Annotated in this window: 23 protein-coding genes; 13 read left to right on the top strand and 10 right to left on the bottom strand. The window is 68.2% G+C overall.

The window, feature by feature from the left end:
• The first annotated feature begins 43 nt into the window (after window positions 1-43).
• Window positions 44-1,630, top strand: coding sequence for an MFS transporter (locus E3O18_RS11135; protein WP_241976608.1), 1,587 nt, complete (start codon window positions 44-46; stop codon window positions 1,628-1,630).
• A 126-nt stretch (window positions 1,631-1,756) separates the two neighbouring features.
• Window positions 1,757-3,259 (top strand): SDR family NAD(P)-dependent oxidoreductase, encoded by a 1,503-nt coding sequence (locus E3O18_RS11130; RefSeq protein WP_134418107.1) that lies wholly within the window; start codon window positions 1,757-1,759, stop codon window positions 3,257-3,259.
• Here the strand turns inward: E3O18_RS11130 and E3O18_RS11125 are convergent.
• Window positions 3,238-4,071, bottom strand: a complete 834-nt coding sequence (locus tag E3O18_RS11125; RefSeq protein ID WP_134393934.1) for a GNAT family N-acetyltransferase — start codon at window positions 4,069-4,071, stop codon at window positions 3,238-3,240. The two genes, E3O18_RS11130 and E3O18_RS11125, sit on opposite strands and share 22 nt — an antisense overlap.
• 549 nt (window positions 4,072-4,620) lie before the next feature.
• Here E3O18_RS11125 and pepN point away from each other — a divergent pair.
• From pepN to E3O18_RS11110, 3 genes are all read left to right on the top strand, one after another.
• Window positions 4,621-7,164: an aminopeptidase N gene (gene pepN, locus E3O18_RS11120; protein WP_134393935.1), complete on the top strand. Its 2,544-nt coding sequence runs from the start codon at window positions 4,621-4,623 to the stop codon at window positions 7,162-7,164.
• A 248-nt stretch (window positions 7,165-7,412) separates the two neighbouring features.
• The gene (locus E3O18_RS11115) at window positions 7,413-8,657 is read left to right on the top strand and encodes a mechanosensitive ion channel domain-containing protein (protein ID WP_198410600.1); all 1,245 of its coding nucleotides are present in this window, start codon (window positions 7,413-7,415) and stop codon (window positions 8,655-8,657) included.
• Between the two features lie 67 nt (window positions 8,658-8,724).
• Complete coding sequence (locus tag E3O18_RS11110; RefSeq protein ID WP_174722058.1) at window positions 8,725-9,105, top strand: globin; 381 nt, start codon at window positions 8,725-8,727, stop codon at window positions 9,103-9,105.
• A 26-nt stretch (window positions 9,106-9,131) separates the two neighbouring features.
• On the opposite strand, the gene E3O18_RS11105 is transcribed toward E3O18_RS11110, so the two are convergent.
• The 3 genes from E3O18_RS11105 to gabT form a co-directional block, all read right to left on the bottom strand.
• Window positions 9,132-10,490: an NAD(P)/FAD-dependent oxidoreductase gene (locus tag E3O18_RS11105; protein WP_241976949.1), complete on the bottom strand. Its 1,359-nt coding sequence runs from the start codon at window positions 10,488-10,490 to the stop codon at window positions 9,132-9,134.
• Window positions 10,491-10,549: 59 nt separating this feature from the next.
• Complete coding sequence (locus E3O18_RS11100) at window positions 10,550-12,013, bottom strand: NAD-dependent succinate-semialdehyde dehydrogenase (RefSeq protein ID WP_134393938.1); 1,464 nt, start codon at window positions 12,011-12,013, stop codon at window positions 10,550-10,552.
• A gap of 164 nt (window positions 12,014-12,177) precedes the next feature.
• Entirely contained in the window at window positions 12,178-13,539 is a 1,362-nt protein-coding gene (gene gabT, locus E3O18_RS11095; protein ID WP_134418105.1) for a 4-aminobutyrate--2-oxoglutarate transaminase, read from the bottom strand.
• A 144-nt stretch (window positions 13,540-13,683) separates the two neighbouring features.
• On the opposite strand from gabT, the gene E3O18_RS11090 reads away from it, so the two are divergent.
• Together E3O18_RS11090 and E3O18_RS11085 are read left to right on the top strand one after the other, a co-directional pair.
• Window positions 13,684-15,249, top strand: coding sequence for a PucR family transcriptional regulator ligand-binding domain-containing protein (locus E3O18_RS11090; protein ID WP_134418104.1), 1,566 nt, complete (start codon window positions 13,684-13,686; stop codon window positions 15,247-15,249).
• A gap of 70 nt (window positions 15,250-15,319) precedes the next feature.
• Window positions 15,320-16,399 (top strand): nitronate monooxygenase, encoded by a 1,080-nt coding sequence (locus tag E3O18_RS11085; RefSeq protein WP_134418103.1) that lies wholly within the window; start codon window positions 15,320-15,322, stop codon window positions 16,397-16,399.
• An 85-nt stretch (window positions 16,400-16,484) separates the two neighbouring features.
• Here the strand turns inward: E3O18_RS11085 and E3O18_RS11080 are convergent, their stop codons facing one another.
• Complete coding sequence (locus E3O18_RS11080) at window positions 16,485-17,162, bottom strand: hypothetical protein (RefSeq protein WP_134393942.1); 678 nt, start codon at window positions 17,160-17,162, stop codon at window positions 16,485-16,487.
• A 78-nt stretch (window positions 17,163-17,240) separates the two neighbouring features.
• On the opposite strand from E3O18_RS11080, the gene E3O18_RS11075 reads away from it, so the two are divergent.
• Together E3O18_RS11075 and E3O18_RS11070 are read left to right on the top strand one after the other, a co-directional pair.
• Window positions 17,241-18,116 (top strand): acyl-CoA thioesterase II, encoded by an 876-nt coding sequence (locus E3O18_RS11075; protein ID WP_241973545.1) that lies wholly within the window; start codon window positions 17,241-17,243, stop codon window positions 18,114-18,116.
• A gap of 104 nt (window positions 18,117-18,220) precedes the next feature.
• Window positions 18,221-18,634, top strand: coding sequence for a Rieske (2Fe-2S) protein (locus E3O18_RS11070; protein ID WP_134418102.1), 414 nt, complete (start codon window positions 18,221-18,223; stop codon window positions 18,632-18,634).
• A 22-nt stretch (window positions 18,635-18,656) separates the two neighbouring features.
• On the opposite strand, the gene E3O18_RS11065 is transcribed toward E3O18_RS11070, so the two are convergent.
• The 5 genes from E3O18_RS11065 to msrA all read right to left on the bottom strand — a co-directional run bounded on the left by E3O18_RS11065 (window position 18,657) and on the right by msrA (window position 22,891).
• Window positions 18,657-19,151: a thioesterase family protein gene (locus E3O18_RS11065; RefSeq protein WP_104103299.1), complete on the bottom strand. Its 495-nt coding sequence runs from the start codon at window positions 19,149-19,151 to the stop codon at window positions 18,657-18,659.
• Between the two features lie 8 nt (window positions 19,152-19,159).
• Window positions 19,160-20,842, bottom strand: coding sequence for an energy-dependent translational throttle protein EttA (gene ettA, locus E3O18_RS11060; RefSeq protein WP_134393944.1), 1,683 nt, complete (start codon window positions 20,840-20,842; stop codon window positions 19,160-19,162).
• Between the two features lie 5 nt (window positions 20,843-20,847).
• Window positions 20,848-21,381: a hypothetical protein gene (locus tag E3O18_RS11055; protein ID WP_241978176.1), complete on the bottom strand. Its 534-nt coding sequence runs from the start codon at window positions 21,379-21,381 to the stop codon at window positions 20,848-20,850.
• A 110-nt stretch (window positions 21,382-21,491) separates the two neighbouring features.
• Complete coding sequence (locus E3O18_RS11050; RefSeq protein ID WP_134418101.1) at window positions 21,492-21,974, bottom strand: single-stranded DNA-binding protein; 483 nt, start codon at window positions 21,972-21,974, stop codon at window positions 21,492-21,494.
• A gap of 395 nt (window positions 21,975-22,369) precedes the next feature.
• A complete protein-coding gene (msrA, locus tag E3O18_RS11045; protein WP_134393946.1) occupies window positions 22,370-22,891 on the bottom strand; it encodes a peptide-methionine (S)-S-oxide reductase MsrA in 522 nt (173 codons plus the stop codon).
• A 17-nt stretch (window positions 22,892-22,908) separates the two neighbouring features.
• Between msrA and mgrA the strand changes: the two genes are divergently transcribed.
• The 4 genes from mgrA to E3O18_RS11025 all read left to right on the top strand — a co-directional run bounded on the left by mgrA (window position 22,909) and on the right by E3O18_RS11025 (window position 25,966).
• The gene (gene mgrA / locus E3O18_RS11040; protein WP_134393947.1) at window positions 22,909-23,916 is read left to right on the top strand and encodes an L-glyceraldehyde 3-phosphate reductase; all 1,008 of its coding nucleotides are present in this window, start codon (window positions 22,909-22,911) and stop codon (window positions 23,914-23,916) included.
• Window positions 23,917-23,921: 5 nt separating this feature from the next.
• Window positions 23,922-24,878: a DMT family transporter gene (locus E3O18_RS11035; RefSeq protein ID WP_166784621.1), complete on the top strand. Its 957-nt coding sequence runs from the start codon at window positions 23,922-23,924 to the stop codon at window positions 24,876-24,878.
• Between the two features lie 76 nt (window positions 24,879-24,954).
• Complete coding sequence (locus E3O18_RS11030) at window positions 24,955-25,194, top strand: hypothetical protein (RefSeq protein ID WP_134393949.1); 240 nt, start codon at window positions 24,955-24,957, stop codon at window positions 25,192-25,194.
• Window positions 25,195-25,267: 73 nt separating this feature from the next.
• Complete coding sequence (locus tag E3O18_RS11025; protein ID WP_134393950.1) at window positions 25,268-25,966, top strand: hypothetical protein; 699 nt, start codon at window positions 25,268-25,270, stop codon at window positions 25,964-25,966.
• The last annotated feature ends 40 nt before the right edge of the window (window positions 25,967-26,006 follow it).

Genomic DNA, 26,006 nt, shown 5'->3' with positions numbered 1-26,006 from the left:
CCCTTTTTTTCGCAGCAACATGATCTCTACGAGAGAAGTTCCAATGCCCAGAACCAGCTCACTTTCCGGTGCCGACGGCACGGCGGTGAAGACCAAGAATCCGCTCCTGCAGCGTCGTTTAAAGGTGTCACACGTGAACGTGGTCGACCAGTCAAGGCTGAAGAAAGCCCTCGGCGGCACCATCGTGGGAAACACGATGGAATGGTACGACGTCGGCGTGTTCGGCTACCTCATCACGACCATGGGTCCGGTGTTCCTGCCCGAGTCCGACCCGACCGTGCAGACCCTGTTCCTGCTCGGCACCTTCGCCGCGACGTTCATCGCCCGCCCGCTGGGTGGTGTGTTCTTCGGCTGGCTCGGTGACAAGATCGGCCGCCAGAAGGTGCTGTCGATGACCCTGATCCTGATGGCGGCATCCACTTTCGCCGTGGGCTTGCTGCCCGGCTACGCTCAGGTGGGCATGTTCGCCGCCGCGCTGCTGGTCTTCACCAAGCTCGTGCAGGGCTTCTCCACCGGCGGTGAGTACGCCGGTGCGACCACCTTCGTGAGCGAGCACTCGCCCGACAAGCACCGCGGCTTCTTCGCCAGCCTGCTCGATATGGGCAGCTACCTCGGCTTCGCCATCGGCGCCGCGCTTGTGTCCATCCTGCAGATCACCCTCGGGCAGCCCGTCATGGAGGACTGGGGCTGGCGGATTCCGTTCCTGATCGCCGGACCGCTCGGCCTGATCGCCATCTGGTTCCGTCTGAAGATCGAGGAATCCCCCACCTTCCAGGCCACTCTGGACGCGAAGGAACTGGCCGCGACCGACCCGTCGTTCTCCGACGAGTCCGCCCCGTCCAACAGCCCGGTCAGCATTTTCAAGAACCACTGGCGCGGCATCATCGTCGCGATGATCCTCGTCGCCGCGGCCAACACGCTCGGCTACGCACTCACCTCATACATGCCGACGTACCTCACCGCCACCAAGGGCTACGACGAGCTGCACGGGACACTGCTCACCATCCCGATCCTCGTTATCATGGCGCTCTGCATCCCCCTGGCCGGCCGCCTGTCCGACAAGATCGGTCGTCGTCCCGTGCTCTGGATGGGTTCGCTCAGCGCCGTAGTGCTCTCCATCCCCGCCTTCATGCTGATCGGCGTCGGCGAGATCTGGACGACGCTGCTCGGCCTGGCTCTGATCGCCCTGCCCGTCACGTTCTACGTCTCCAACCTCGCCTCGGCCCTGCCGGCGCTGTTCCCGACCGAAAGCCGTTACGGTGCCATGGGCATCGCGTACAACTTCTCGGTGGCCATCTTCGGCGGCACGACGCCGTTCATCATCGCGGCGCTGATCGCCACGACCGAGAACGACATGATGCCGGCGTACTACCTGATGGGGACATCCGTCATCGGTGGAATCGCGATCTTCTTCCTGCGCGAGTCTGCCGGGCGTCCGTTGATCGGCTCGATGCCCAGCGTGGACTCGGTCTTCGAGGCCCGCGAACTGGTCGCCACGCAGGATGACAACCCTGCCCTGGACACCGACGAGATGCCGTTCGACGAGACCTATGAGCCGCCGACCTCGTCGATGGATCTCTCATCGCTCGCGACGGAGCCGAAAACCGAGCCGGAGCCGCTGAAGGTCTAGCGACACCCTGCTGCATCGACCGGTGGTCCGGCGTGCGGAGGCCCTGGTCTCGGCGCGCCGGGCCACCGGTCTGTGTGCTGTGTGCACCGGGCCGGGCCATCGCGGGGGCCATCGTAGAATTGTCCGATGATCACGACGCCTCCGACCGAGCCCGCTCCCGGGGCCGTGTCCACCCCGGGGATCGACCCTGCCGAGATGGCGACCGCCCTGCGCGTGCTCGCCTCGCTCAGCGAGATCGACCCCGAAGACCCCGATTTCGTCACCGTGCGGCAGGCCACCGCCAAGATGTTCAAGTCCGTCAAGATGGTGCGACGCGGCGAGAAGCGGCAGGCGATCGCGGATGCCGACCGGGAGGTCATCGCCGCGACCGCGACCGGCGCCGCCACCCGCATCGACGACGAGACCATCGGCGCCCAGCCGCGCCTGGGCACCGACCGGGCGTCGGCCGGCGAGCTGCTCGTGCCACGGGCCTGCTACATCTGCAAGCAGAAGTACACCCTCGTCGACGCTTTCTACCACCAGCTCTGCCCTGCCTGCGCGGCGATGAGCCACGAGAAGCGGGATGCCCGCACCGACCTGACCGGCAAGCGCGCCCTGCTCACGGGCGGCCGCGCCAAGATCGGCATGTACATCGCCCTGCGCCTGCTGCGCGACGGCGCCCACACCACCATCACCACCCGGTTCCCGCGCGACGCGGTGCGCCGCTTCAGCGCCATGCCGGACTCGGCCGACTGGCTGCACCGTCTCCGCATCGTCGGGATCGACCTGCGCGACCCGGCCCAGGTGATCGGCCTGGCCGACTCCGTCGCCGCGGCCGGGCCGCTGGACATCCTGATCAACAACGCCGCCCAGACCGTGCGCCGCTCCCCCGGCTCGTACTCGATGCTGGTCGAGGCCGAGCAGTCGCCGCTGCCGGAGGGCGTCATCCCGGAGATCGTCACGTTCGGGCACACCAGTGACGCGCACCCGACCGCGCTCGCGGCATCCGTCACCAGCCATCCGATCCTGGCCGCAGCAGCCGGCGCGAGTGGCGCACTCACGGCAGACGACCTGACCGCCCTGGCGCTCGCGCCGGGCTCCTCGTCACTCGCGCGTCTCGCCGCCGGCACCGCGATCGACGCCGGCGGGCTCGTGCCCGACCTGCACTCCCGAAACAGCTGGACCGCGAACGTGGAAGACGTCGACCCGCTGGAGATGCTGGAGGTGCAGCTGTGCAACACCACGGCCCCGTTCCTGCTGGTCAGCCGTCTGCGTGGCTCGCTCGCGGCATCCGACGCCCGCCGCACCTACATCGTGAACGTGTCGGCGATGGAGGGCGTGTTCGGCCGCGGGTACAAGGGGCCCGGCCACCCGCACACGAACATGGCCAAAGCCGCACTGAACATGCTCACCCGCACGAGCGCGAAGGAGATGCTGTCCGACGGCATCCTGATGACCAGCGTCGACACCGGCTGGATCACCGACGAGCGGCCGCACCCCACCAAGGTCCGCCTCGCCGAGGAGGGCTTCCACGCCCCACTCGACCTGGTCGACGGCGCGGCGAGGGTCTACGACCCGATTGTGCGTGGCGAGGGCGGCGAGGACCTCTGCGGCGTCTTCCTCAAGGACTACAAGCCCGGCCTCTGGTAGCCGGGGCAGGTCGTCGGAGGGGTCCAAACCCAGGGGGTCGTCGTCGTGATGGCCTGAAAGCCCAGCCGCAGCAGGATCGGTTTGCTGTCGTCGGAGGCATCCACGTGCACGAAGCGCACATCGCGTTGGTGCGCGAGCCGCGCGCGGTATGCCACCAGCGCCCGGTAGATGCCGCGGCCCCGCCAGGCGGCCAGGGTCGACCCACCCCAGAGTCCCGCGAAATCGGTGCCGGGGGTGAACTCGACCCGGCACGAGGAGACGAGCTCGCCGCCGCGCACGCCACCGGCCTCGGCGACGAACACGAGCACGTCGCCCGGGGCATCACGCACACCGGCCTCCAGCTGGTCGGCCAGCCAGGCGTAGTCCTCGTCCCAGACCTGCGACTGCAGCGCGGCGATGCGCTCGAAGTCGACCCGGGTGTCGACCTGCCTGATCGTGACGCCGACCGGCAGCACCGGCACGGTGTTCAGGCGTTCGGTCTCGGCGACGACGACCGTCTCCAGCTCCTCGGCCACGAAGCCGGCCGCGAGCAGGCGGTCCGGCAGGTCGGCTGGCAGGTCGTGGCCGCGGGTCTTCCATTCAAAGGCCTCGCCGCGGGCAGCGAAGAAGTCGCGGTGCTCCGCGATCAGGGCGTCGAGCGCCGCGCCGGTCGCACCCACGTCGCGAGCAGTCTCGACGAACCCCTGGTGCCGTCCCAAGATCCGCAGAACCGGGCCCGACAGTTCGTAACGGATGCCCGTGGGCCGGTCGGTCGGAACCCGGAGCCGGAGCTGTGCGTCGTAGGCGTCACGGAGCGCGTCATGGGTTGTCATTGTGACCAACCCTAGAGCCGCCCCGAACGAATTCGACCGAGATTTTGCCCGAAACAGCTCCACGGAGGCCTGAAACGGCCCCTTTCCGCAGAATCTCCGTCGAATGGATTCCACACCGGACACCGGACGCGGGACGCCAGACGCCGGACGACGGGCGAGCGCACGCGCACGGCCGGGCGACGCCTCCGCTCACCTGCCGGGGCGACGGTCCCTACGCGCCGCCAGTGCAGCGCCCGCCTGTGCAGCCTGGTGGCTGCGCGGGGGCTCGGCATCGGGCGAGAGCACGAAGCCGTTTCGGTGCCGCGTGCCGGTCGATCGGAGCGGAGGTCGCCGGGTCGTCCGACACTTTCGACGCCCACGCGTCATGGCGGGCGCTCATGCCGCGCGCCCCCACGTCAGCGAACTCACGGTACCGGTCGCCCGTCGCGGCCCGCGGGTCGGTGCTTGCCCTTGTGCAGACACCATATTCCTTGGCTAGGCTGATTATTCGCGCGCTGCGCCACAAGCGTCGGCGCGCGTGCAGACCGCGAAACCGAGATGGAGAAACCGTTGCCCGGAGAGAACCTCACCAGGATCGAAGCCCAGGAGCGCGCCGCGCTCATCACCGTTCAGAGCTATGAGGTCACCCTTGACCTCACGACCGGACCGGAAACGTTCGGCAGCGAGACCACGGTGCACTTCACCGCGACGCCCGGTGCGTCCACCTTCATCGACGCGATCACCCGCACCGTGCACTCGGTGACGCTGAACGGCGCCGCGCTCGACCCCTCACTCGTCAGTGACGGCATCCGGATTCAGCTCGACGGACTCGCCGCCGAGAACACGCTCACCGTCGTCGCCGACGCCGAGTACACGAACACCGGCGAGGGCCTGCACCGCTTCGTCGACCCGGTCGACAACGAGGTCTACCTGTACAGCCAGTTCGAGGTGCCCGACTCCCGCCGCGTCTTCGCCGTGTTCGAGCAGCCCGACCTCAAGGCCACGTTCGCCTTCACCGTCACCGCCCCCGGCGCCTGGGAAGTCATCTCCAACTCCGTCACGCCCGAGCCGACGGATGCCGGCAGCGGCCACAAGACCTGGGCGTTCGCCCCCACCCACACCATCTCCAGCTACATCACTGCCCTCGTCGCCGGCCCCTACGCAGTCGTGCGCAGCGAGCTGACGTCCAGCGACGCCCGCATCATCCCGCTCGGGCTCTTCTGCCGTAAAAGCCTGTTCGAGTTCCTCGACGCGGATTACCTGTTCGAGAAGACCCGCCAGGGCTTCGCATACTTCGAGGGCAAGTTCAACTACCCGTACCCGTTCGACAAGTACGACCAGATGTTCGTGCCGGAATTCAACGCGGGCGCCATGGAGAACGCCGGCGCGGTCACCTTCACGGAGACGTACGTGTTCCGGTCCAAGGTCACCGACGCCATCAAGGAACGCCGCGTCGTCACCGTGCTGCACGAACTGGCGCACATGTGGTTCGGAGACCTCGTCACCATGAAGTGGTGGAACGACCTGTGGCTGAACGAGTCGTTCGCCGAGTGGGCGTCGACCATGGCGACCGCCGAGGCCACCGAGTGGACCGAAGCGTGGACCACCTTCGCCGTGATGGAGAAGAGTTGGGCCTACAAGCAGGACCAGCTGCCCTCCACCCACCCGATCACCGCCACGATCAACGACCTCGAAGACGTGCAGGTCAACTTCGATGGCATCACCTACGCCAAGGGCGGCTCCGTGCTCAAGCAGCTTGTGGCCTGGGTCGGCCGCGACGAATTCTTCACCGGCGTCGCCGCGTACTTCCAGAAGCACCAGTGGGGCAACACCGAGCTGACCGACCTGATGGCCCTGCTCGAAGCCTCCAGCGGCCGCGATCTCACCGAGTGGACGAAGCTGTGGCTCGAGACCGCGGGCGTGAACACGCTGCGTCCCGAGATCACCGTGGACACGTCCGGCACCATCACCGGCTTCACGGTGCTGCAGACCGCCGCGGCCGACTACCCCACCATCCGCCCGCACCGCCTCGCCATCGGCTTCTACGACCGGACGGACGGCGCCCTGGTGCGCACGCACCGGATCGAGATCGACGTCGACGGCGAGCAGACGGATGTCCCGTCACTGCTCGGCCGCCAACAACCCGACCTCGTTCTGCTCAATGACGATGACCTGGCCTACGCCAAGATCCGCCTCGACCCGGCATCGCAGGAGGTGGCCCTCGAGAACCTCTCCGCGATCGAGAGCCCCCTCGCCCGCGCCATCATCTGGGGCGCGGTCTGGGACGCCACCCGCGACGCCGAGACCTCGGCGCGCGACTTCATCACGCTTGTGCTCGGCAACGTCGCGACGGAATCCGAGTCCACCACGCTACGCACCGTGCTCGGCCAGGTTGTGCTCGCCGCCTCGTACTACGTCGGCGAGGAATTCCGCACGAGTACAGTCAAGGAGGTCGGGGACGCGCTCTGGTCCCTCGCCCGCCACGCCGACGCCGGCAGCGACGAGCAGTTCCAGTTCGTGAAGTTCTTCGCCGCCATCGCGACGACCGACAGCCAGCTGGCATCCGTTGCCGCGCTGCGGGGTGGCACGGCACCGCTCGACGGCCTCGAGATCGACACCGACCTCTCCTGGGAGCTGCTCATCGCCCTCGTGGCCGGCGGCAAGGCCGGCGCGGTTGAGATCGACGCAGCGCTGGCCGCGGACAACACCGCGACCGGCGCCCAGTCGGCCGCGCAGGCCCGCGCCGCCATCCCCACCCTGGAGGGCAAGCAAGCCGCCTGGTCATCTCTGATCGACGTGGACACCGCGCCGAACACCATCGTGCGGGTCACGGCAGCCGGTTTCCTGCGGGCCAACGACATCACGTTGCTGGAGCCGTTCGTCGAGCAGTACTTCACCATGTTGCAGCCGATTTGGGCCGCCCGCAGCTTCTCCATCGCGGAAAAGCTGGTGCTCGGCCTCTACCCGGCGCCACTGGCTGACCAGGCGCTCGTCACCGCGACGCGAACGTGGCTCGACGCCAACCCGGAGCCGCTCGCGCTGCGTCGCCTGGTGATCGAGAACCTGGCCGGGGTCGAACGCGCTCTCGCCGCCCAGGCGCGCGACGCGGAGTAGCCGCGCCGAGGCATCCGCCCGCCCGCGCCGTGCGTGCCCCACGCCGCATCCGCCCTCGCCCTCGGCCCTGACAAATTCGACGGAGCTTCTGCTCCCCGAGCCGCACAAAACCGGTTCAGCTCGTCATCTGGTCAGAAATCTCCGTCGAATTCGTTCGAGCGGGTGGCAGAGGTCGGCAGGGTGCGGCTGGGTGCGGAGCCGCGGACTCAGGACTTGGACAGGACGCGGCTCTGTAGACTCGGATCGTTATGGACTTTGACGCAATCTGGCTTGAACTGATTCAATTCTTCACAATCGACCTGTGGCTCAGGGTCATCAATATCGTCGTCATCATTGTGGCCGCGCTGGTCACCCGGTGGGTGTTGCGCTTCGTGATCGACCGCGTCGTGCAACAGATCGTCACGGGGGTCAAGAAGACCCAGAACGTGGAGGACACGCAGGCGCTGAGCGTTTCGCCGCTAGCCGCCGTGCGCGTCGTGCAGCGCACCCGCACCCTCGGTTCGGTGCTCTCGAATATCATCAACGTGACCCTGTTGATCGTGACGATCCTGCTGATCGTCAACATCATCAACAATGAAATCCTGGGCTCCTTCGCCCTGCTGACGGCCGCGCTCGGCGCCGGTCTCGGTTTCGGCGCGCAGAACATCGTCAAGGACATCCTGAACGGGCTGTTCATGGTCGTGGAGGACCAGATCGGCGTGGGCGACATCGTCGACGTGGGCTTCGCTTCCGGGGTCGTGGAGACCGTCGGCATCCGTGTCACCCAGGTGCGCGACATCGACGGCACTCTGTGGTTCGTGCGCAACGGTGAGATCCTGCGCGTCGGCAACATGTCCCAGGGCTGGGCGCGCGTGATCATCGACCTCGCCATCCCCTACTCGTCCGATGTCGAGGCGGTGCAGAACGAGTTGCTGCGCGTCGCGAAGGCGCTCGCCTCCAGCCGCAAGTGGCGGTCGGTGATATTGGAGAAGCCGGAGATCTGGGGACTCGAGTCGATCTCCGCCGAGGCCCTCGTCGTGCGCCTCGTCGTCAAGACCCGGGTGGCGGCGAAGTGGGACTTCGCCCGCGACCTGCGCCTGCACCTGAAGAAGGCGCTGGACGGGCTCGGCATCGGTCTGACTCCGCTCAACAGCGTGGTCATGGCCGGCACGGATGGCGCGGTCGCCGCCGGCTCCGACCCCGGCTCCGATGGAACGGCCGACGCGGCCGCGGAAGCAGCCGCGGCCATGCCGGACCTCACCACCGGCCCGTTCACCGCCCCGATCCCGGTGCGGAAGAAAAAGGCTCCCCGCGCACCCCGCCGACCCAGGAACGCCGCGACCGCGCTGCCCCAGGAGGCACACCCGCGCACAGCGTCAGCGGATGCTTCCGGAGCAGACCCGGCTGTACCCACAACCGCGACACCCAAGACCGCGACACCCAAGGCCCCGACACCCAAGACCGAGGCACCCACGCACACGGCACCAGATCCGGAGACTCACGATGACGAATGACCCCGGCGCCCCCACTCCTGCCACGCCCGGTGCGGTCCACCTGCGCGAGGGCGAGAACGGCACCGCGATCGGCCCCACGTTCTACGCGCAGGTCGGCGGTAGGCCGTTCTTCGAGAATCTGGTGAACGAGTTCTATCGCGGCGTCGCCACCGACCCGGTACTGAAGCCGATGTACCCCGAGGATGACCTGGGCCCGGCCGCCGAGCGTCTGACCATGTTCCTCGAGCAGTTCTGGGGTGGCCCGACCACCTACAGCGAGCAGCGCGGCCACCCGCGGCTGCGCCAACGGCACCAGCCCTTCAAGGTGAACCCGGATTCCCGCGACCGCTGGCTGAACCACATGCGCGCCGCCGTCGACAAGGCCGCCTTACCACCGCTGCAGCGCGACCAGCTCTGGGACTACCTCGAGCGCGCGGCCTTCGCGATGCTCAACACCTTCGACGAGTAGCAGCGCACCCGCTCTCGGCGCCTGCTTTACGAGTCGAGCTCGGCGACGATCTCTGCGGCCGCTGCGCGTCCCATCCGAATTGCGCCGTCGACGTGCTGGTAGCCCTTTCCGGCGAGGTCGCTGCAGGAGAACAGGATCGGGCCGACCGGTGTGCGCAGGTCCGCGCCGAAGCGAGCCAGCCCGCCCAGGTCGAAGCTCGCCGCGTAGGCGCCGCGGGTCCACTCTTCCGTGCCCCAGTCGCTCTCGTAGTAGACGACGGGGGACAGTGCCTTCTCGCCGAAGTAGTGCGAGAGCGAGGTGAGGATGCGCTGCTTGCGCTCCTCCGCCGAGACGGTGAACACGCCGTCGGCGGCCTCGTCGGAGACGAAGCCGACCAGGGTGCCGCGCGGGTCGTTGAAATTGGTATTGTCGTAGGCCTCGTGGGAGAGCTCGTAGGGGCTGAAGGCCGTGCCGGAGAGGCCGTCCTCCCGCCAGAACGGGGTCTCGTAGACCGCGTGCACCTTGATCACGAAGCCCATCGAGAGGTGCTGGTGCATCATCTGCTGGCGGCGCGGCAGCGGCGGATCGAAGGAGATCCGGGTGTAGAGCACGGGAGGAACGGCAACGATCACGCGACGCGCACGCACCTCGAGGTCGTCGGTGAGCACACTCACGCCGGCGTCGCCCCAGCGCACTGTGCGGGCGGCCTGCCCGAGGAAGACGTCGTCACTGAGGTTCTCGGCCAGCAGGATCGGCACCCGCTGCAGCCCGCCCACGACCCGTTCGTCGAGGATGAAGTCGGCGTCGACGAGGTTGCTGAAACTGCCGGCGCTGGCCGCCATCAGGAGGGCCTGCAGCGTGGAAAAAGCGTGCGCCGGCTTGGTCAGCATGGCCCCGGCGATGAAAAGGCTGATGTTGTCGCGGGCCTCCTGGTCGTCGGTCTCCTGCTCCAGCCAGCGCCGGAAGGAGATCTGGTCGAGCTCCACCGCACGCGGGTGTGCCCAGGGACGGTCGGGGTCCATCTGGTCCACGAGCTCGTCGAGAGTGGCGATCAGGGCCACCATCTCGCGCTCGGTGTCGGCCGAGACCGGGAAGATCTCGCCCTCGAACCGGGTTCGCTCCCCCGCGGCGTTGATGTAGACGCTTTCGCCCTCGCGGTACCGCGCGAAGGTCTCGAGGCCCAGCTCGGCGATGGTCTCCTTGAGTGCGTCCTGATCGGGCGAAACCCACTGGCCGCCGATCTCGAGCATGGCACCGTCGATGTCGTCGGTGTGGAGGCGGCCGCCGACGCGGTCGCGCGCTTCGAGCACGGCCACGGTCAGGCCGGCCTTCCGCAGCTCGGTCGCCGCGGTCAGGCCGGATGCCCCGGCGCCGATGATGACGATGTCACGTTCGATGATGCTCACGGAGTGCTCCATTGCGTTCTGGTGGTGGGGAAGCAGGTGAAAAATAGGTACGTCGCCGGTCAGGAGACCGGGATGAGGGTGTACTTGGTGGACAGGTACTCCTGGATGCCCTCGAGCCCGCCTTCACGGCCCAGACCGGATTGCTTGACACCGCCGAACGGTGCCGCCGCGTTGGAGACCAGGCCCGTGTTCAGACCCATCATTCCGGTTTCAAGCTTGGCGATCATCCGCTGCCCGCGGGCGAGGTCCTGGGTGTAGACGTAGCTGATCAAGCCGTACTCGGTGGAGTTGGCCAGGCGCACGCCCTCCGCCTCGTCGGCGAAGGTGACGATGCCGACGACCGGGCCGAAGATCTCCTCGGTCAGGAGCGCGCTGGCCGGGGCCACGTCCGTCAGCACGGTGGGCTCGTAGAAGGAGCCGGCGCCTTCGGGGCGCTTGCCGCCGGCGAGCAGGGTGGCTCCGTGGGCCAGCGCGTCCTGCACGAGGGCGTCGGTGCCGGCGACGGCAGCCTCGCTGACGAGCGGGCCGATGGTGACGCCGGCTTCGGTGCCGCGGCCGATCTTCAGCGCGCCGACTCGCTCGGTCAGGCGGCGGGCGAACTCGGCGGCGACGGACTCGTGCACGATGAAACGGTTGGCCGCGGTGCAGGCCTGCCCGATGTTGCGGAACTTGGCGAGCATCGCGCCCTCGACGGCCTTGTCCAGGTCGGCGTCTTCGAAGACGACGAATGGGGCGTTGCCGCCGAGCTCCATCGAGGTGCGCAGCACACCCTGGGCCGCCTGCTGAATGAGCTTGCGGCCCACGGGGGTCGACCCGGTGAAGCTGAGTTTCCTCAGCCGGGGGTCGGCGATGATCGGCCCGGCAACGGCGGACGAGGTCGACGTGGTGATCACATTGACGACGCCGGCCGGTACTCCGGCGTCTTCGAGCAGCTGTACGAAGAAGAGGGTAGTCAGTGGGGTCAGCTCGGCGGGCTTCACGACGACCGTGCAGCCGGCGGCGAGCGCGGGGGCGATCTTGCGGGTGGCCATGGCCAGCGGGAAGTTCCACGGAGTGATCAGCAGGCACGGTCCGACCGGATATTGCGAGACAACCATCGTGCCGGTTCCCTCCGGGTTCAGCCCGAAGCGACCGCTGATGCGCACGGCCTCCTCGCTGAACCAGCGCAGGAACTCACCGCCGTAGGTGACCTCTCCGTTGGCCTCGGCGAGAGGTTTGCCCATCTCCAAGGTCATCAGCAGCGCAAAGTCATCGCGGCGCTCCTGCAGCAGGTCGAAGGCACGGCGCAGGATCTCGGCCCGCGCACGCGGCGCGGTGGCCGCCCACGACTCGGCCGCCTCGACGGCCGCATCGAGGGCACGGATGCCGTCGGCGGCATCCGCGTTCGCGATCCGTTTGAGCACAGCACCGGTCGCCGGGTCGGTGACCTCGATGGCCTTACCGCCACCCTGCTGCCAGGTGCCGTTGATGTAGAGGCCGTCCGGGACGCGGGCGAGCAGTTCGGTTTCACGAGTGGACACGATGAGTCTCTTTCCGATGCGATACGGGAGATGCGAATGAGATTTTTATCAGGGGTGAAGGCCGTGCAGAAAGGGCGTTTCCGCCACCCTCCCCGCGGCGTTCCCCCAGTATGACTGATCGCCCTGTGCCCCCGTCGGGTTCGGGCAGGAGACCGCGGAGCCAGGGCTCAGGCGGCGGCGAGCACACTCGCCAGCACCTGCAGGCCCTCGACGAGGAGGTCGTCGGAGATGCTCAGAGGCGGCAGGAAGCGGATCACGTTGCCGTAGGTGCCGCAGGTGAGCAGCACGACGCCCCTGACGTGGGCGGCGGCCACGACGCGGCCGGTGAGGGCGGCATCCGGGACTCCGGTCACCGGGTCGACCAGTTCGATGGCGATCATGGCGCCTCGCCCGCGCACATCGCCCACACGCTTGTCGACGGCACGGATGGCGTTCAGCCGTCCGGTCAGGATGGCGCCGATTTCACGGGCGCGCTGGGCCAGGTTCTCGGTCTCATAGCTGCGCATGGTGGCCAGGGCCGCGGCGCAGGCGAGCGGGTTGCCGCCGTAGGTGCCGCCGATGCCGCCGACCTGCGGCGCGTCCATGATCTCGGCGCGGCCGGTGACGGCGGAGAGCGGCAGGCCGCCGGCGATGCCCTTGGCCATCACCATCAGGTCGGGCACGATGCCCTCGTGGTCGCTGGCGAAGAGGTCGCCGGTGCGGGCGAAGCCGGTCTGCACCTCGTCGGCAATGAAGACGACCTCGTTGGTGCGGCACCAGTCCACCAGGGTGGGAAGGAAGCCCGGTGCGGGCACGATGAAGCCGCCCTCACCCTGGATCGGCTCGATGATCAGGGCGGCCAGGTTGTCGGCGCCGACCTGCTTTTCTATCTGGGAAATGGCGCGCCGGGCGGCCCCGACCCCGTCGAGTCCGGCGTCACGGTAGGGGTACGACGTGGGTGCCCGGTAGATCTCCGCGGCGAAGGGGCCGAAGCCGTTCTTGTACGGCTGGTTCTTCGCGGTGAGGCCCATGGTCAGGGTGGTGCGGCCGTGGTACGCGTGGTCGAAGGCGACGACGGCCTGCTTGCCGGTGTAGTGCCGGGCGATCTTGACGGCGTTCTCCACGGCTTCGGCGCCGGAGTTGAACAGGGCACTGCGCTTGGCGTGGTCGCCCGGGGTGAGCCGGTTGAGCGTCTCAGCCACCTCGATGTACGAGTCGTAGGGCGTCACGGTGAAGCACGTGTGCGTGAACTGGGCCAGTTGGGCTGCCACGGCGGCCACGACCTCGGGGGCGCTGTTGCCGATGCCGGTCACGGCGATGCCGCTGCCGAGGTCGATCAGGAAGTTGCCGTCGACGTCGACAAGCACACCGCCGCCGGCCGCGACGATATAGGCAGGCAGGGTCACGCCCACCCCGGCGGAGACGGCCTCGACCTTGCGACGTCCGAGCTCTTGAGACTTCGGCCCGGGGATGGCGGTGACCAGGCGGCGTTCCTGGGGAAGGGACGGTCCACCGACCGGGATCACAGAAAGGGCGTCTACGAGGGTCATTGCTGCTCCAGTTCGCTGGCTGTTGCATCGGCGCGGGGCCGGCGACGATACCGATTCCAGAAGGCTACTCAGGGCGGCCACCCGCGACATCCGGCACCGTGTACAACGCCCGGGTGAACTTTCGCCACGTTGTACACTCGTCGCATGGCTCCGAACCTGGCCCCGCCGCTCCTGCCCACCGTGCGCCGCCTGCTGGCCCAGCCCGGCCTCCAGCTGCGCCTGCTCACGGCCGAGCCGCAGCTGCCGGCACACGCGCTCGACCAGCCCGTGGAGTGGGTGCACGGCTCCGACCTGGCCGACCCGACGCCGTTTCTCTCCGCCAGCCAGGTGCTCCTCACCACCGGCACCCAGTTCGCCGACCCGATGACGGATGCCGACTACCGCGACTACGTGCGCCGGCTCACGGCCCGCTGCATCGCCTGTCTCGGCTTCGGCACGGAGGTCGTGCGCGCCGGCACGCCGGAGGCCCTCGTTGCGGCCTGCCTTGCCGAGGGGCTGCCCCTGATCGAGGTGCCCTATGACACTCCGTTCATCGCGGTGGCGCGTGCGGCCGGCGACCTGGTCGCCGAGTTGCGCTACGCCCGCAACACCTGGGCGCTGGACGCCCAGCGGGCCATCTCGCACGCGGCCCTCCGACCCGACGGCCTGAGCAACATTCTCAGCGAGCTGTCCCGGCAGCTGGGCCACTGGGTCGCGCTCTTCGACGCGAGCGGCGCGCTCGACCGGGTCTTCCCCCGCGACGCGTTCTCCGGTTCCGCCTCCTCCCCCGCGCTGCCGCAGGTGCAGGCGGAGGCCGGCCGGCTGCTCCGCCGAGGGCAGCGGGCCGGCACCACCCTCGACGAGGGCGGCGAGACCCTGACCCTGCAGACCCTAGGGCGGCAGGGCCAGCTGCGCGGGGTGCTGGCCCTCGGCGGCGTCACCCTGCTCGACCAGGCCAGCCAGCAGGTGGTGACCAGCGTCATCGCCCTCGCCGGGCTCGCACTCGAACAGAACAGCGCTCAGGGTCGCGCCCGCGGCCACCTGCGGTCCGGGCTGCTGCAGGCGCTGCTCGGCGGCGACCTGCCGCTGGTGCAGAGCATCTCCCGGGAGCTTTGGGGTGCCCTCCCGGCCGAGCCGGTACGGGTCGCCGTCGTCTCCCCGCCGCCCGAACGCTGGGACGCTCTGGCCGAGCTGCTCGAACTGCGGGTCGAGGAGCGCCCCGGGCACCTGTTCTTCGCCCGCGACGGCGGCCAGGTGCTGCTCGTCGTCGATCTCGCCGCCGATCCGGTGCTCGCCGAGCTGGTGGGCCTCGGCCTGCACGTGGGCGTCTCCGACCGGAGCGCCTACCGTGCCCTGCCGCACGCGGCGGCCCAGGCCCGACAGGCGCTCGAGCGCGCCCACGAAGGCGCAGCGGGCATCGTCGAATTCGAGATGATCTCACGGCAGGGCGTGCTCGCGTTCCTGGCCCGAACGGATGCCTCGGAGGTCGGCCGCGCCACCCTCCGGCCGGTCTCCGACCACGATGCTGCCCACGGCACGGCGCTGCTCCCCACCCTGCGGGTGTGGCTCGAGCACAACGGCCAGTTCGGCCCGGCCGCGTCGGAGCTCGGCGTGCACCGACACACCGTGCGCGGCCGGATCAGCCACGCCGAGCAGTTGCTCGGGCGGGACCTCGGCGCGTTCCACGCCCGCGCCGACCTCTGGGCGGCGCTGCTGGCGTCGGCGGGATAGGCCCGAAACACCGAACGCACGAGGCGCCTCGCACACTGTGACGTACGCACCCACACACCGGAAAGAGACAATGTTCAGCCTGAAGGACCTTCGCATTCCGATCATCGCGGCACCCATGGCCGGTGGCGCGTCCACCCCGGCCCTGGTGCGCAGCCTCAGCGCGGGCGGCGGCCTCGGGTTCCTGGCCGCTGGGTACAAGACCCCGGATGCGCTGGCCCGGCAGATCGCCGACGTGCATCAGGGCTCGCGAACGCCGTACGGCGTGAACGTGTTCGTTCCCGGGCCGCCACTGACCGACCGGGCCGGAGTCGATGCCTACCGCCGGAGCCTGACAGCGACCGCGCTGGAACACGGCGTGGAATTGCCCCCGACACTAACCGCGGACGATGACTGGTTCTCCGCCAAGGTGGCCCTTCTCATCAGGCACCGAGTCCCCGTGGTGTCGTTCACCTTCGGGTTGCCGCCGGCCGAGGCCGTGGACGGTTTGCACGCCGTCGACGCGTGCGTGATCGCCACGGTCACCTCGGTTCGGGAGGCGGTACTCGCGGAGGAACGCGGAGTCGATCTGCTCTGCGTTCAGGGCCCGGAAGCAGGCGGACACCGGGCGACCTTCACGACGGCCGAAGAACCGGAGACCACCCCCCTGATCGAACTGGTCCGCGCCATTTCGGACCTGGCGGTTCTGCCGCTCATCGCGGCCGGGGGCATCCACTCCGGTGCTGGGATCGCGACGCTCCTGGCGGCCGGCGCGGACGCCGTGCAACTGGGTACGGCGTTCCTCCGCACCGCGGAGTCCGGCGCCCATCAGGCGCACAAGGACGCGCTCGTCGACCCGAACTTTGATCGCACCGTGGTCACGCGCGCGTTCTCCGGGCGTCCGGCACGGGGTCTGCGCAACGCGTTCATCATCGAGCACGACGCCACCGCGCCCCGGGCTTATCCGCAGGTGAACCATCTCACCAGTGGCCTCAGGGCGGATGCGGGTCGACGCGGCGACGCCGACGGGCTCGCCCTCTGGGCGGGCACCGGTTTCCGCTTTGCCCGCGAGGAACCGGCGGCCGACGTGCTCACCCGGCTGTGGCAGGACGCCCGCGTGTCGCCGAGTCAGCGCCCGGTGTCGAACCAATTCGACGGAGATTTTGATGTTTGAGCCGATTCTCGGCCAGTTTAAGGCCGATCCGGGCAAAATCTCCGTCGAATTCGTTCGGGGCAGGGTGCGAACACCCAGCGAATAGTCAGCGGCTCAGCGACCAGGGCTTGCGACGCACGAGGATGTGGCCGCGGCTCGTGCTCAGCCGGGTCCACAGGCCCGTCTCGAACAGGCGCACGGGCTCGTTTTTCGGCAGGAAACCGAGGCTGACGGCCGCGAAGGCGGCGCCGGCCGGCACGATTTCCAGGCCGGGGATCGGGCGGCTCCAGACTTCGGAGCGCACCCGCTGCACGATCTGCCCGCCGGTTCCCGCCGGGATGACGGCGGCGACTTCCTCGATGCCTGCCTGCGCCGCACCGTCGAGCAGGACGGCATCCGTTTCACCGAGCAGGGTCCAGCCGCCCTGGGGCGGCGAGATACCGGCCCAGGTCACCGTGGTCACTTCCAGCGGCACGGTTACGGTCACTGTCGCCTCGTCCTCCCGCACGGCCGCGGTGAGGCGGGCGAGGCGGTCCAGCAGGGAGCGCACGGGAACGACCGCGTCGAGCTCGACCGGGGCGGTGAGCGCGAAGGTGCGCAGGCCCAGCACGGTCGGGCTGGAGTCGAGGAGACCGCGCGGATAGAGGATCGCGGTGTAGACGGCGAGCACCCCCGCGGCCTGAATGAGGCGCACGGAACCGTCCTCCACCCGGCTGGCGCGGGACAGGTAGACCTGGAGGTCGCGAAGGGACAGGGACTCTGGGAGAGAAAATGACTTACTCATCTGCTCCTAAACTACCAAGGTACGGCGCGCGTCACACCGGCGCGCGCGTCTGCACCGCCACGCGCCTGAGGAGGCCACATGGACTTGCCGATGGAGGGCCTTCTAGCCGCCCTGGACCTCACCGACACGGGCGCCCGCACCAGCGAGGACATCTTCACCGGGCCGTCGCAGTGGATGCCGCTCGGCCGCGTTTTCGGCGGGCAGGTGCTCGCCCAGTCATTGGTCGCCGCGATGCGCACGGTTCCCGACGACCGCCATGTGCACTCGATGCATGGCTATTTCCTACGCCCCGGCGACGTGGGCCAACCGATCACCTTCTCCGTCGATCGCATCCACGACGGCCGCTCCTTCTCCACCCGCCGCACGCAGGCCTATCAGGACGGGCACCCGATCCTGTCGATGATCGCCTCGTTCCAAGACGATGATGAAGGCCTCGAGCACCAGATCGAGATGCCGACCGATATGCCCGACCCGGAGTCCTTGCCGACGGCGGCGGATGCCCTGGCCCAGGTCGACCACTCCATCGCCCGCTACTGGGCGAACGAGCGTCCGTTCGACATGCGGCACCTGCCGTCACCGATCTACCTCAAGGTGGACGGCGAGCACACCTCTCGCCAGGCCGTGTGGATGAAGACCATGGGCCCGTTGCCCGACGACCCTGACCTGCACCGCGCCGCGCTGGCATACGCCAGCGACTACTCGATCATGGAGCCTGTCATGCGCCGCCACGGCGTGGCCTGGGCCACCCCCGGGCTCAAGGTTGCGAGCCTGGACCACGCCATGTGGTTCCATCGCTTCGGCAGGGTCGACGAGTGGATGCTCTACGTACAGGATTCCCCGACCGCCCAGGGTGGACGCGGGCTCTCCACCGGCAGCATCTACAGCCGGGCGGGCCTGCTTCTCGCCACGGTCGCCCAAGAGGGCATGCTGCGCGTACCCACGAACGCGGAGTAGCCTCCTTCACATGGTCTGAGCGTCTACTGAGCAACTCCGAACGTGTTCGAACGTGTCTGAACGTGTATGAACATCCCTGAACGCCCGCCTGATCGAGGAGAACCATGACGAACGCCACCGACATCTCCCGCCGCACCGCGCTTCTGCTCGGCACCGCCGGCACCGCCGTCGCGCTGGTCGGCTGCAGCACCGACGGCGCCGAGGACTCCGGCACCGGCAACATTGGCCCGGTGGAGGTAGCCAAGCTCGCCGACATCCCCGTGGGCGGTTCGATCGAGGCCTCCCTCGATGGCAAGCCCATCCTGATCAGCCAGCCCACGGCCGGCGCCGTGGTGGCGTTCAGCGCGATCTGCACCCACCAGGGCTGCGTGGTCAAATCGGCGAAGGACGAGTTCGGTTGCCCATGCCACGGCTCGAAGTTCGACCGTGCCACCGGCGAGGCCCTTGCCGGACCGGCGACCGAACCGCTGGCGCCGGTGAAGGTCACCGTCACCGGCGACGCCGTCACCGCAGGCTGAGGCGGACTGCGTCCGGGCCGGCCTACTCCGCCGGCAGGGACGCGCGCCGGGTGAATCGGATGGGTTCGTCGACGTATGGAGCCCACGCGGCGCGCTCGACCTCGTTGATCTTGCGTGGCCGCTCGGTCGCGGCGTCCACCAGCACGATTGTGGTGCTCGCCTGCGCGAAGAGAACCGCCGGCTCCAGGCCGATCGGAGTCCAGACCTCGTAGCAGACCTCGAGGCTGGCGCCGCCGAGCTTGCCGAGCCAGAGACGGATGTCCAGAGGCTGCCTCAGATACGGAATCGGCGCCAGATACTCGGCCTCCATTCGCGCGATCAGGGTCAGCGTCGCCGCGCCCGGGCGCCCGTCCAGCACGGCGGTGCCGGCGAACGCCCCGGGGCCGTCGCCGTCTTCATCCGGCCAGAACGCCTGGATGCGCGCGTCCTCGAGCACACGCAATAACTCGGCGTTGTTGACGTGGCCGTAGGCGTCCAGGTCCGACCAGCGCAACTTCACCGGAACGCGCAGCTTCATCGCGGGCCCTAGTCGCGGGTCAGCTTGCGGTACGCGGACCGGTGCGGTTTCGCGGCATCCGGGCCAAGGCGTTCGATCTTGTTCTGCTCGTACGACTCGAAATTGCCCTCGAACCAGTACCAGTTCGCCGGGTCTTCGTCGGTGCCCTCATAGGAGAGGATGTGCGTGGCGATTCGGTCGAGGAACCACCGGTCGTGGGTGATGACCACGGCGCAGCCGGGGAATTCAAGGAGCGCGTTCTCGAGCGAGCCGAGGGTTTCGACGTCCAGGTCGTTGGTGGGCTCGTCGAGCAGCAGTAGGTTGCCGCCCTGCTTGAGGGTGAGCGCCAGGTTGAGGCGGTTGCGCTCACCACCGGAGAGCACGCCGGCCTTCTTCTGCTGGTCGGGACCCTTGAACCCGAATGTGGACACGTAGGCCCGCGACGGGATCTCGGTCTTGCCGACCTGGATGTAGTCCTGGCCGTCGGAGACGACCTCCCAGAGCGACTTGTTCGGGTCGATGCCCGCGCGGCTCTGGTCGACGTAGGAGATGTCGACCGTCTCGCCGATCTTCAGCTCACCCTGGTCCAGCGGCTCGAGTCCGACAATCGTCTTGAACAGCGTGGTCTTGCCCACGCCGTTGGGACCGATGATACCGACGATGCCGTTGCGCGGGAGGGTGAAGGAGAGATCGTCGATGAGGACCCGGTCGCCGAAGCCCTTCTTGACCTTCTTGGCGTCGATGACCTGGGCGCCGAGGCGCGGGCCGACGGGAATCTGGATCTCTTCGAAGTCGAGCTTGCGGGTGCTCTCGGCCGCTGCCGCCATCTCTTCGTAGCGGGCGAGACGCGCCTTCGACTTAGCCTGGCGGCCCTTCGCATTCGAGCGCACCCATTCGAGCTCGTCTGCGAGGCGCTTGGCCATCTTCGCGTCCTTCTTGCCCGCGATGAGCAGTCGTTCCTGCTTCTTCTCGAGGTAGGTCGAGTAGTTGCCCTCGTAGGGGTACAGGTGGCCGCGGTCGACTTCGGCGATCCACTCGGCCACGTGGTCGAGGAAATACCGGTCGTGGGTGACGGCGAGAACGGCGCCGGGGTACTGGGCCAGGTGCTGCTCGAGCCACAGCACGCTTTCGGCGTCGAGGTGGTTGGTGGGCTCGTCGAGGAGGAGCAGGTCGGGCTTCTGCAGCAGCAGCTTGGTCAGCGCCACGCGGCGCTTCTCACCGCCGGAGAGCTCGGCGACGGAGTAATCGCCCGGCGGGGTGCGGAGGGCGTCCATAGCCTGCTCCAGCTGGGAATCGAGGTCCCAGGCGTCGGCGGCGTCGATGGCCTCCTGCAGCGTGCCCATTTCGGCCAGCAGTGCGTCGAAGTCCGCGTCGGGTTCGCCGAGCGCGAGGCTGATCTCGTTGAACCGGTCGACCTTGGCCTTGATCGGGCCGACGCCCTCCTGGACATTCTCGAGGACCGTCTTGGTCTCGTCGAGTTCGGGCTCCTGCATCAGGATGCCGACCGAGTAGCCGGGCGAGAGCTTCGCCTCGCCGTTGCTGGGGGTGTCCAGCCCGGCCATGATCTTCAGGATCGTGGATTTTCCGGCGCCGTTCGGCCCCACGATACCGATTTTGGCGCCGGGGAAGAACGACATGGTGACGTCGTCGAGGATCAGTTTGTCGCCGACCGCCTTGCGAGCGCGGACCATCGTGTAGATAAATTCAGCCATAGTACTTACCAGTCTATTTGCCGAGTGGCCCCGACCAGACACGTTCCGGATGCGAGGATCGCCGTGACCGCGCTGTGGTACCCGCCCGTGGCCGGTCCGTTCTGCCCGATCAGGCATTCGCCGTTGAACCGAACGGAGAACTGGATCGAGTCCGCTGCGAGGTCGATGTTCGTCTCGTCGAAGGTGACCTCCATTTGGGCCCGGTCGAAGCCGGAGGCCCCCAGCGCGTCCACGAATGCCCGCCCGCCGGCATTCTCGTCAGCGGTGACGACCGCCGTGGCGACGCTGTCGAAGTAGGCCAGGTTCGCCGCGGCATCCTTCTCCGGCTGTAGCTGCGGCGCGGGTATGGGCGCCGCGCTCGCGGTCGGACGAGCCGACGCCGACGCCGTGGCCGTGCTCGAGGAAGTCGCGGCCGGTGCCGCCGAGCAGGCCGCGAGGCTGACCGTGACGGCCAGCCCGAGCAGCAACGCGCTACCGGTACGTGGGGAACGGATGCCGGTTCGACGTCTCCGGGTTTCCCGATCTGATCGTGCCGGCACGTGGTCCTTCCGCGACCGCGGTGCGGTCAGACCTCTGAGTCTGCCAGATGCCCCGTGTCCCCGAACGTTATTCCGGTGACTGTGCTGATGATCGTGCCGAGTTGCCGCCGTCAGGAATCGACCCCGACTAGCGCCGCGGACTCAGCCTCGTCGCGCATCGGGGGTGCATCGCGAGTATCGGCAGGTAGGAAGCCGTCCGTGGGCTCGGTCGGGTGTGGCGCCGACGCTGCGCCGGGCGACGGCGAGCGCGTGTAGACGGTGCTGCACCAGGCCAGGTCGTGCCCGACGGTCTCTGCCTCGACCTCGACCGAGGTACCGTTGCGGTCGGCATTTTCCCACGGCCGGATGCGCAACCGCCCCGCCACGACCACGTGCTCACCCTTGCGCACCGAGCGCTCCACGTTATGGGCGAGCTGCCGGAAGGAGGACACCGTGTACCAGTTGGTCTCGGCGTCAACCCAGGTCTGTTTCACACGGTCGAAGCGACGCTGGCTTGACGCCAACCGAAACGACGTGATAGCCAGCCCCGAACTGGTCACGAGGTGACGGGGCGTGGTGGCCACGATTCCGGTCACGGTGATGCTGTCGCTCATTACGGTCTCCCTCATCCTGTGAGCCCCGGACGACTGCCCGGAACACGCGACCTGAAGCGACGGCTCGTGCCTGGCTCCGCCGCCCCAGATCGCGTACTCCGAGTGTGCGGCGGCACAACGACGCTCGGCCGCGGCATCCGGAACCTGTGCCGAATGACCGCCCCCCACATCTGGGGAGGGCTGGCGCGCTTCTGACGGAGAGGGTCCGGGTGCGCGCCGCGGTCGGTGTCACCCCACAGCTTCTAATGCCGCTTCGGGCACATTCTCCGTCGAATTCGTTCGGGCCCGGGTTTCCCCACGGCGGTCTCGGCAGCGCTGGCACGGCAGCTGGACAACCCGTTCATGTCGCCGCGCCGAGCGACACTCGGTGCCGACGAGTACACGACCTCGCGCCGTTACAGAAGGTATTCGGCGTAGGACTTGCGGATCTTGTTCACCTTGGGCAGCGCGACGGCCATGCAGTAGCCCTGACCCGGGTTTTTGGCGAAGAAGTCCTGGTGGTGATCCTCGGCCACGAAATACTCGCCCAGCGGCTCGATCGTGGTGACGATGCCGCCGCCCCACCATTCGGAGGCGCGAGTGCGAGCGGTTTCGAAGAGCCGCTTCTGCTCGTCGTCGGTATAGAACATCGCCGACCGGTACTGGGTGCCCACGTCGGCGCCCTGGCGGTTCAGCTGGGTCGGGTCATGCAGCGTGAAGAACACGTCGAGGATGACACTGGCCGGGATGACCTCCGGGTCGAACGTCACGGCGATGGCCTCGGCATGGCCGGTACGGCCCGTGCACACCGATTCATACGTGGGCCGTGGAGCCCCTCCCCCGGTGTACCCGGAAATCACCTCGCTCACGCCACGCAACACCCGATACACGGCATCGAGACACCAGAAACATCCACCTGCGACCACAAAAGTTTCCACACCCCTAGAGTAACGGCATGACCTTCGTTCCAGCTCCGAACCGCTATGCCGACATGACTTACCGACGCGTCGGACGGAGCGGCCTCAAACTGCCGGCGCTGTCTCTTGGCCTCTGGCACAACTTCGGCCACGAGCGCCCGATCGAGACCCAACGCGCCATCCTGCGCCGTGCCTTCGACCTGGGGGTCACCCACTTCGACCTGGCCAACAACTACGGTCCTCCTCCCGGAGCCGCCGAGACCAACTTCGGCCGCATCTTCGCCGAAGATTTCCGCGCTTACCGCGACGAGATGATCATTTCCAGCAAGGCCGGCTACGACATGTGGCCGGGCCCCTACGGCGATTTCGGTTCCCGTAAGTACCTGCTCTCCTCCCTCGACGCGAGCCTGGGCCGGCTCGGCGTCGACTACGTCGACATCTTCTACTCCCACCGGCCTGACCCGGAGACTCCCATCGAGGAGACCATGGGCGCGCTGGCGTCGGCCGTGCAGCTGGGCAAGGCCCTCTATGTCGGCATCTCCAGCTACAGCCCCGAGCAGACGCGGGCGGCGGCGGCGGCGCTGGCCGAGCACAAGATCCCCCTCTTGATCCACCAGCCGCGCTACTCGATGTTCGACCGCCACGTCGAAGACGGGCTCTTCCCCGTGCTCGACGAGCTCGGCATGGGCAGCATCGTCTTCTCGCCGCTCGCACAGGGACTTCTCACCGACCGCTATCTGGACGGCACCGTTCCGGCAGGCTCGCGGGTCGCGACGAGCGATTTCCTATCGGAGCACGTTCTCACCGACACCTACCAGGGCCGAGCCCGCGCCCTCAACGAGTGTGCCGCCGAGCGCGGCCAAACGCTGGCCCAGCTGGCGGTCACCTGGATCCTGCGCCAGCCGTCGGTGACCAGTGTGCTGGTCGGCGCGAGCAGCGTGAACCAGCTCGAGCAGACCGTGGCGGCACTGGATGCCCCGCCCCTCACCCAGGTCGAAATCGACGAGATCGAACCGTACGCCGTGCACGGCACCGGTCTGGGCTGAGCGAAGTGGGCTACCTCTACGCTCTCCTCGCGTCGCTGCTCTTCGGCCTCAACGGCAGCACCACCAAGGTGATCGTGGAGGCGGGCCTGTCCCCGGCCCAGCTGACCTTCTTCCGGGTCACGGTCGTGGCCTTCCTGGCCGGCGGTCTGTTGCTCGTGACCAACCGGCGGGCGTTCCGCATCAGCCTGCGCCAGCTCGCGGTGATGGCCGTGCTGGGGGTGGCCGGGGTCGCCCTGATCCAGTGGTTCTACGCAGTGGCGATCAGTCTGCTGCCGGTGGGCATCGCGCTCATGCTCGAGTACACCGGGGTGCTGATCGTCGCCTTGGTCGCCCGGTTCGTCTTCAAGGAGCGGGTCAAATCCCGCATCTGGCTGGCCATCGGCTGCGTTCTGATCGGCATGGCTGTCGTCGCCCAGATCTGGGCCAGCACCCTTTCGGGCCTGGGTGTGCTGGCGGGAATCCTCGCCGCAATCTGCCTGGCCGTGTACTTCCTGGTCGGGGAGCGGCAGGTCGCCGCGACCTCGCCACTGGCCGTGTCGTTCTGGTCCATGCTTTTCGCCAGCGCGTTCTGGCTCGTGTTCAGCGCCTGGTGGCGAATCGAGCCGCAGACCCTGGTTCAGGATGTCGCGTTGACGGGCAACCTCGGGGCGGTGTCTCTCCCGCTGTGGCTGTTGACGCTGTGGAACGGCGTGTTCGGCTCCTTCGCCCCGTATCTGTTCTCGTACATGGCGCTCGGCCGATTGACTGCCACGGCGGCCGGCATCGCGTCTGCCTCGGAGGTGATCTTCGCCTTCGCGTTCGCGTTCCTCTGGCTCGGCGAGTCCCTCGACGGGCTGCAGATGGCAGGGGTGGTCCTTGTGCTCGCGGGCATCGTCGTCGCCCAGACCGCGCGTCCGAACCGGGTTGTGGACCTCGACCTGGCCAGCCAGGACATGGTTCTGCTGAACGGACCTCTGCGGTAGCGCCGAATCCACTGTCGGTGGCTCTCCGTAGCCTGAGGGGACCCTCACCCGCATACGGTCGATCTCGGAGAATTCCATGTCCACACCAGCGTCCCCAGCACCCCGACTGCCGGTCATCCGCGGTCTTCAGTTCGTTCCCGTGAAAGACGGCCTCTGGCGGGTCTCGAACCGGTCCGGCATGGTGCTCGGGCACATCGAGCGCCGCACCGAGGCCGACGGCGACCACTTCGCCGCGCGGCGCCTGCTCGCCGCCACCCGCACAATGAACGTCGGTTCGTTCTGGCGCATCGACGACGCGGCCGACTGCTTCCGCTGACGGCGCGCACCTCTCCGCAGGGCACGCCGCGCCGCTCCCGGAGATCGGGCCGAGACGCCGGTAAAGTGCGCTCATGCAGTGGTGGAATAGTTTTGTATCCTGGCTCACGGCAGCCAGCAATCAGTCCATGGTTTTCAGCGCCGTGGTGCTCATCGTCTCGATCGTCGTCGCCAGCCTTCTGGCAACGGTGATCTCCCGCGGGGCGATCAAACGTCTCCTGGCTCAGAACGACCGGGCTCTCAAGGCGGCCGTGATCGGCACCCTCGTGGATGCCGCGACCGAGGCATCCGTCTGGAACTCGCTCACGCCACAGGAGCAGGTCATGGCCGACCGCGCGGTGGGCCAGGCAGACGTGCAGCTGCGCCTCCTGCCGATCAAGGGTTCGGGCGTCGCCGCGAACTGGGCCGCGCATCAGCTCGCTGAGCTCAAGCGCACCTCGGCCACGTTCGGGTACCAGCTCGAGCCCGCGCTGCTCGAATTCCGCGACCGCCTGGTCGAATGGCAGGACAAGCCGGGCCGCACCCGCAAGATCTTCCAGAGCGACCTCGACCGGTGGAAGGTCTCCCAGAACAGCACCGAGAAGAACCTCCTCGCCGAGCAGGATGCCTGGACCGCCCAGCAGCACCACGACCAATTCACCGCCGCGCCGGCCGCGCCCGTGCCTGCCCCGCTCCAGTACGCCTCTGGAACGGCCTCGGCGTCGACGGAGACCCAGCGCCTCCTCGACGACGTGCAGGCACTGGAAGTGCGCCCCACCCCGCTCCAGAGCTAGACGTCCGTGAGCCGCCGCCGCGCTCCCGAGCGAGGCGGCG

This window comes from Cryobacterium sp. TMT2-42-4, from assembly GCF_004402645.1.
GTDB classification, from domain to species: Bacteria; Actinomycetota; Actinomycetes; order Actinomycetales; family Microbacteriaceae; genus Cryobacterium; species Cryobacterium sandaracinum.
Note: the sequence above shows the minus strand (reverse complement) of the source record. Positions and strands in the feature narration are given on the sequence as shown.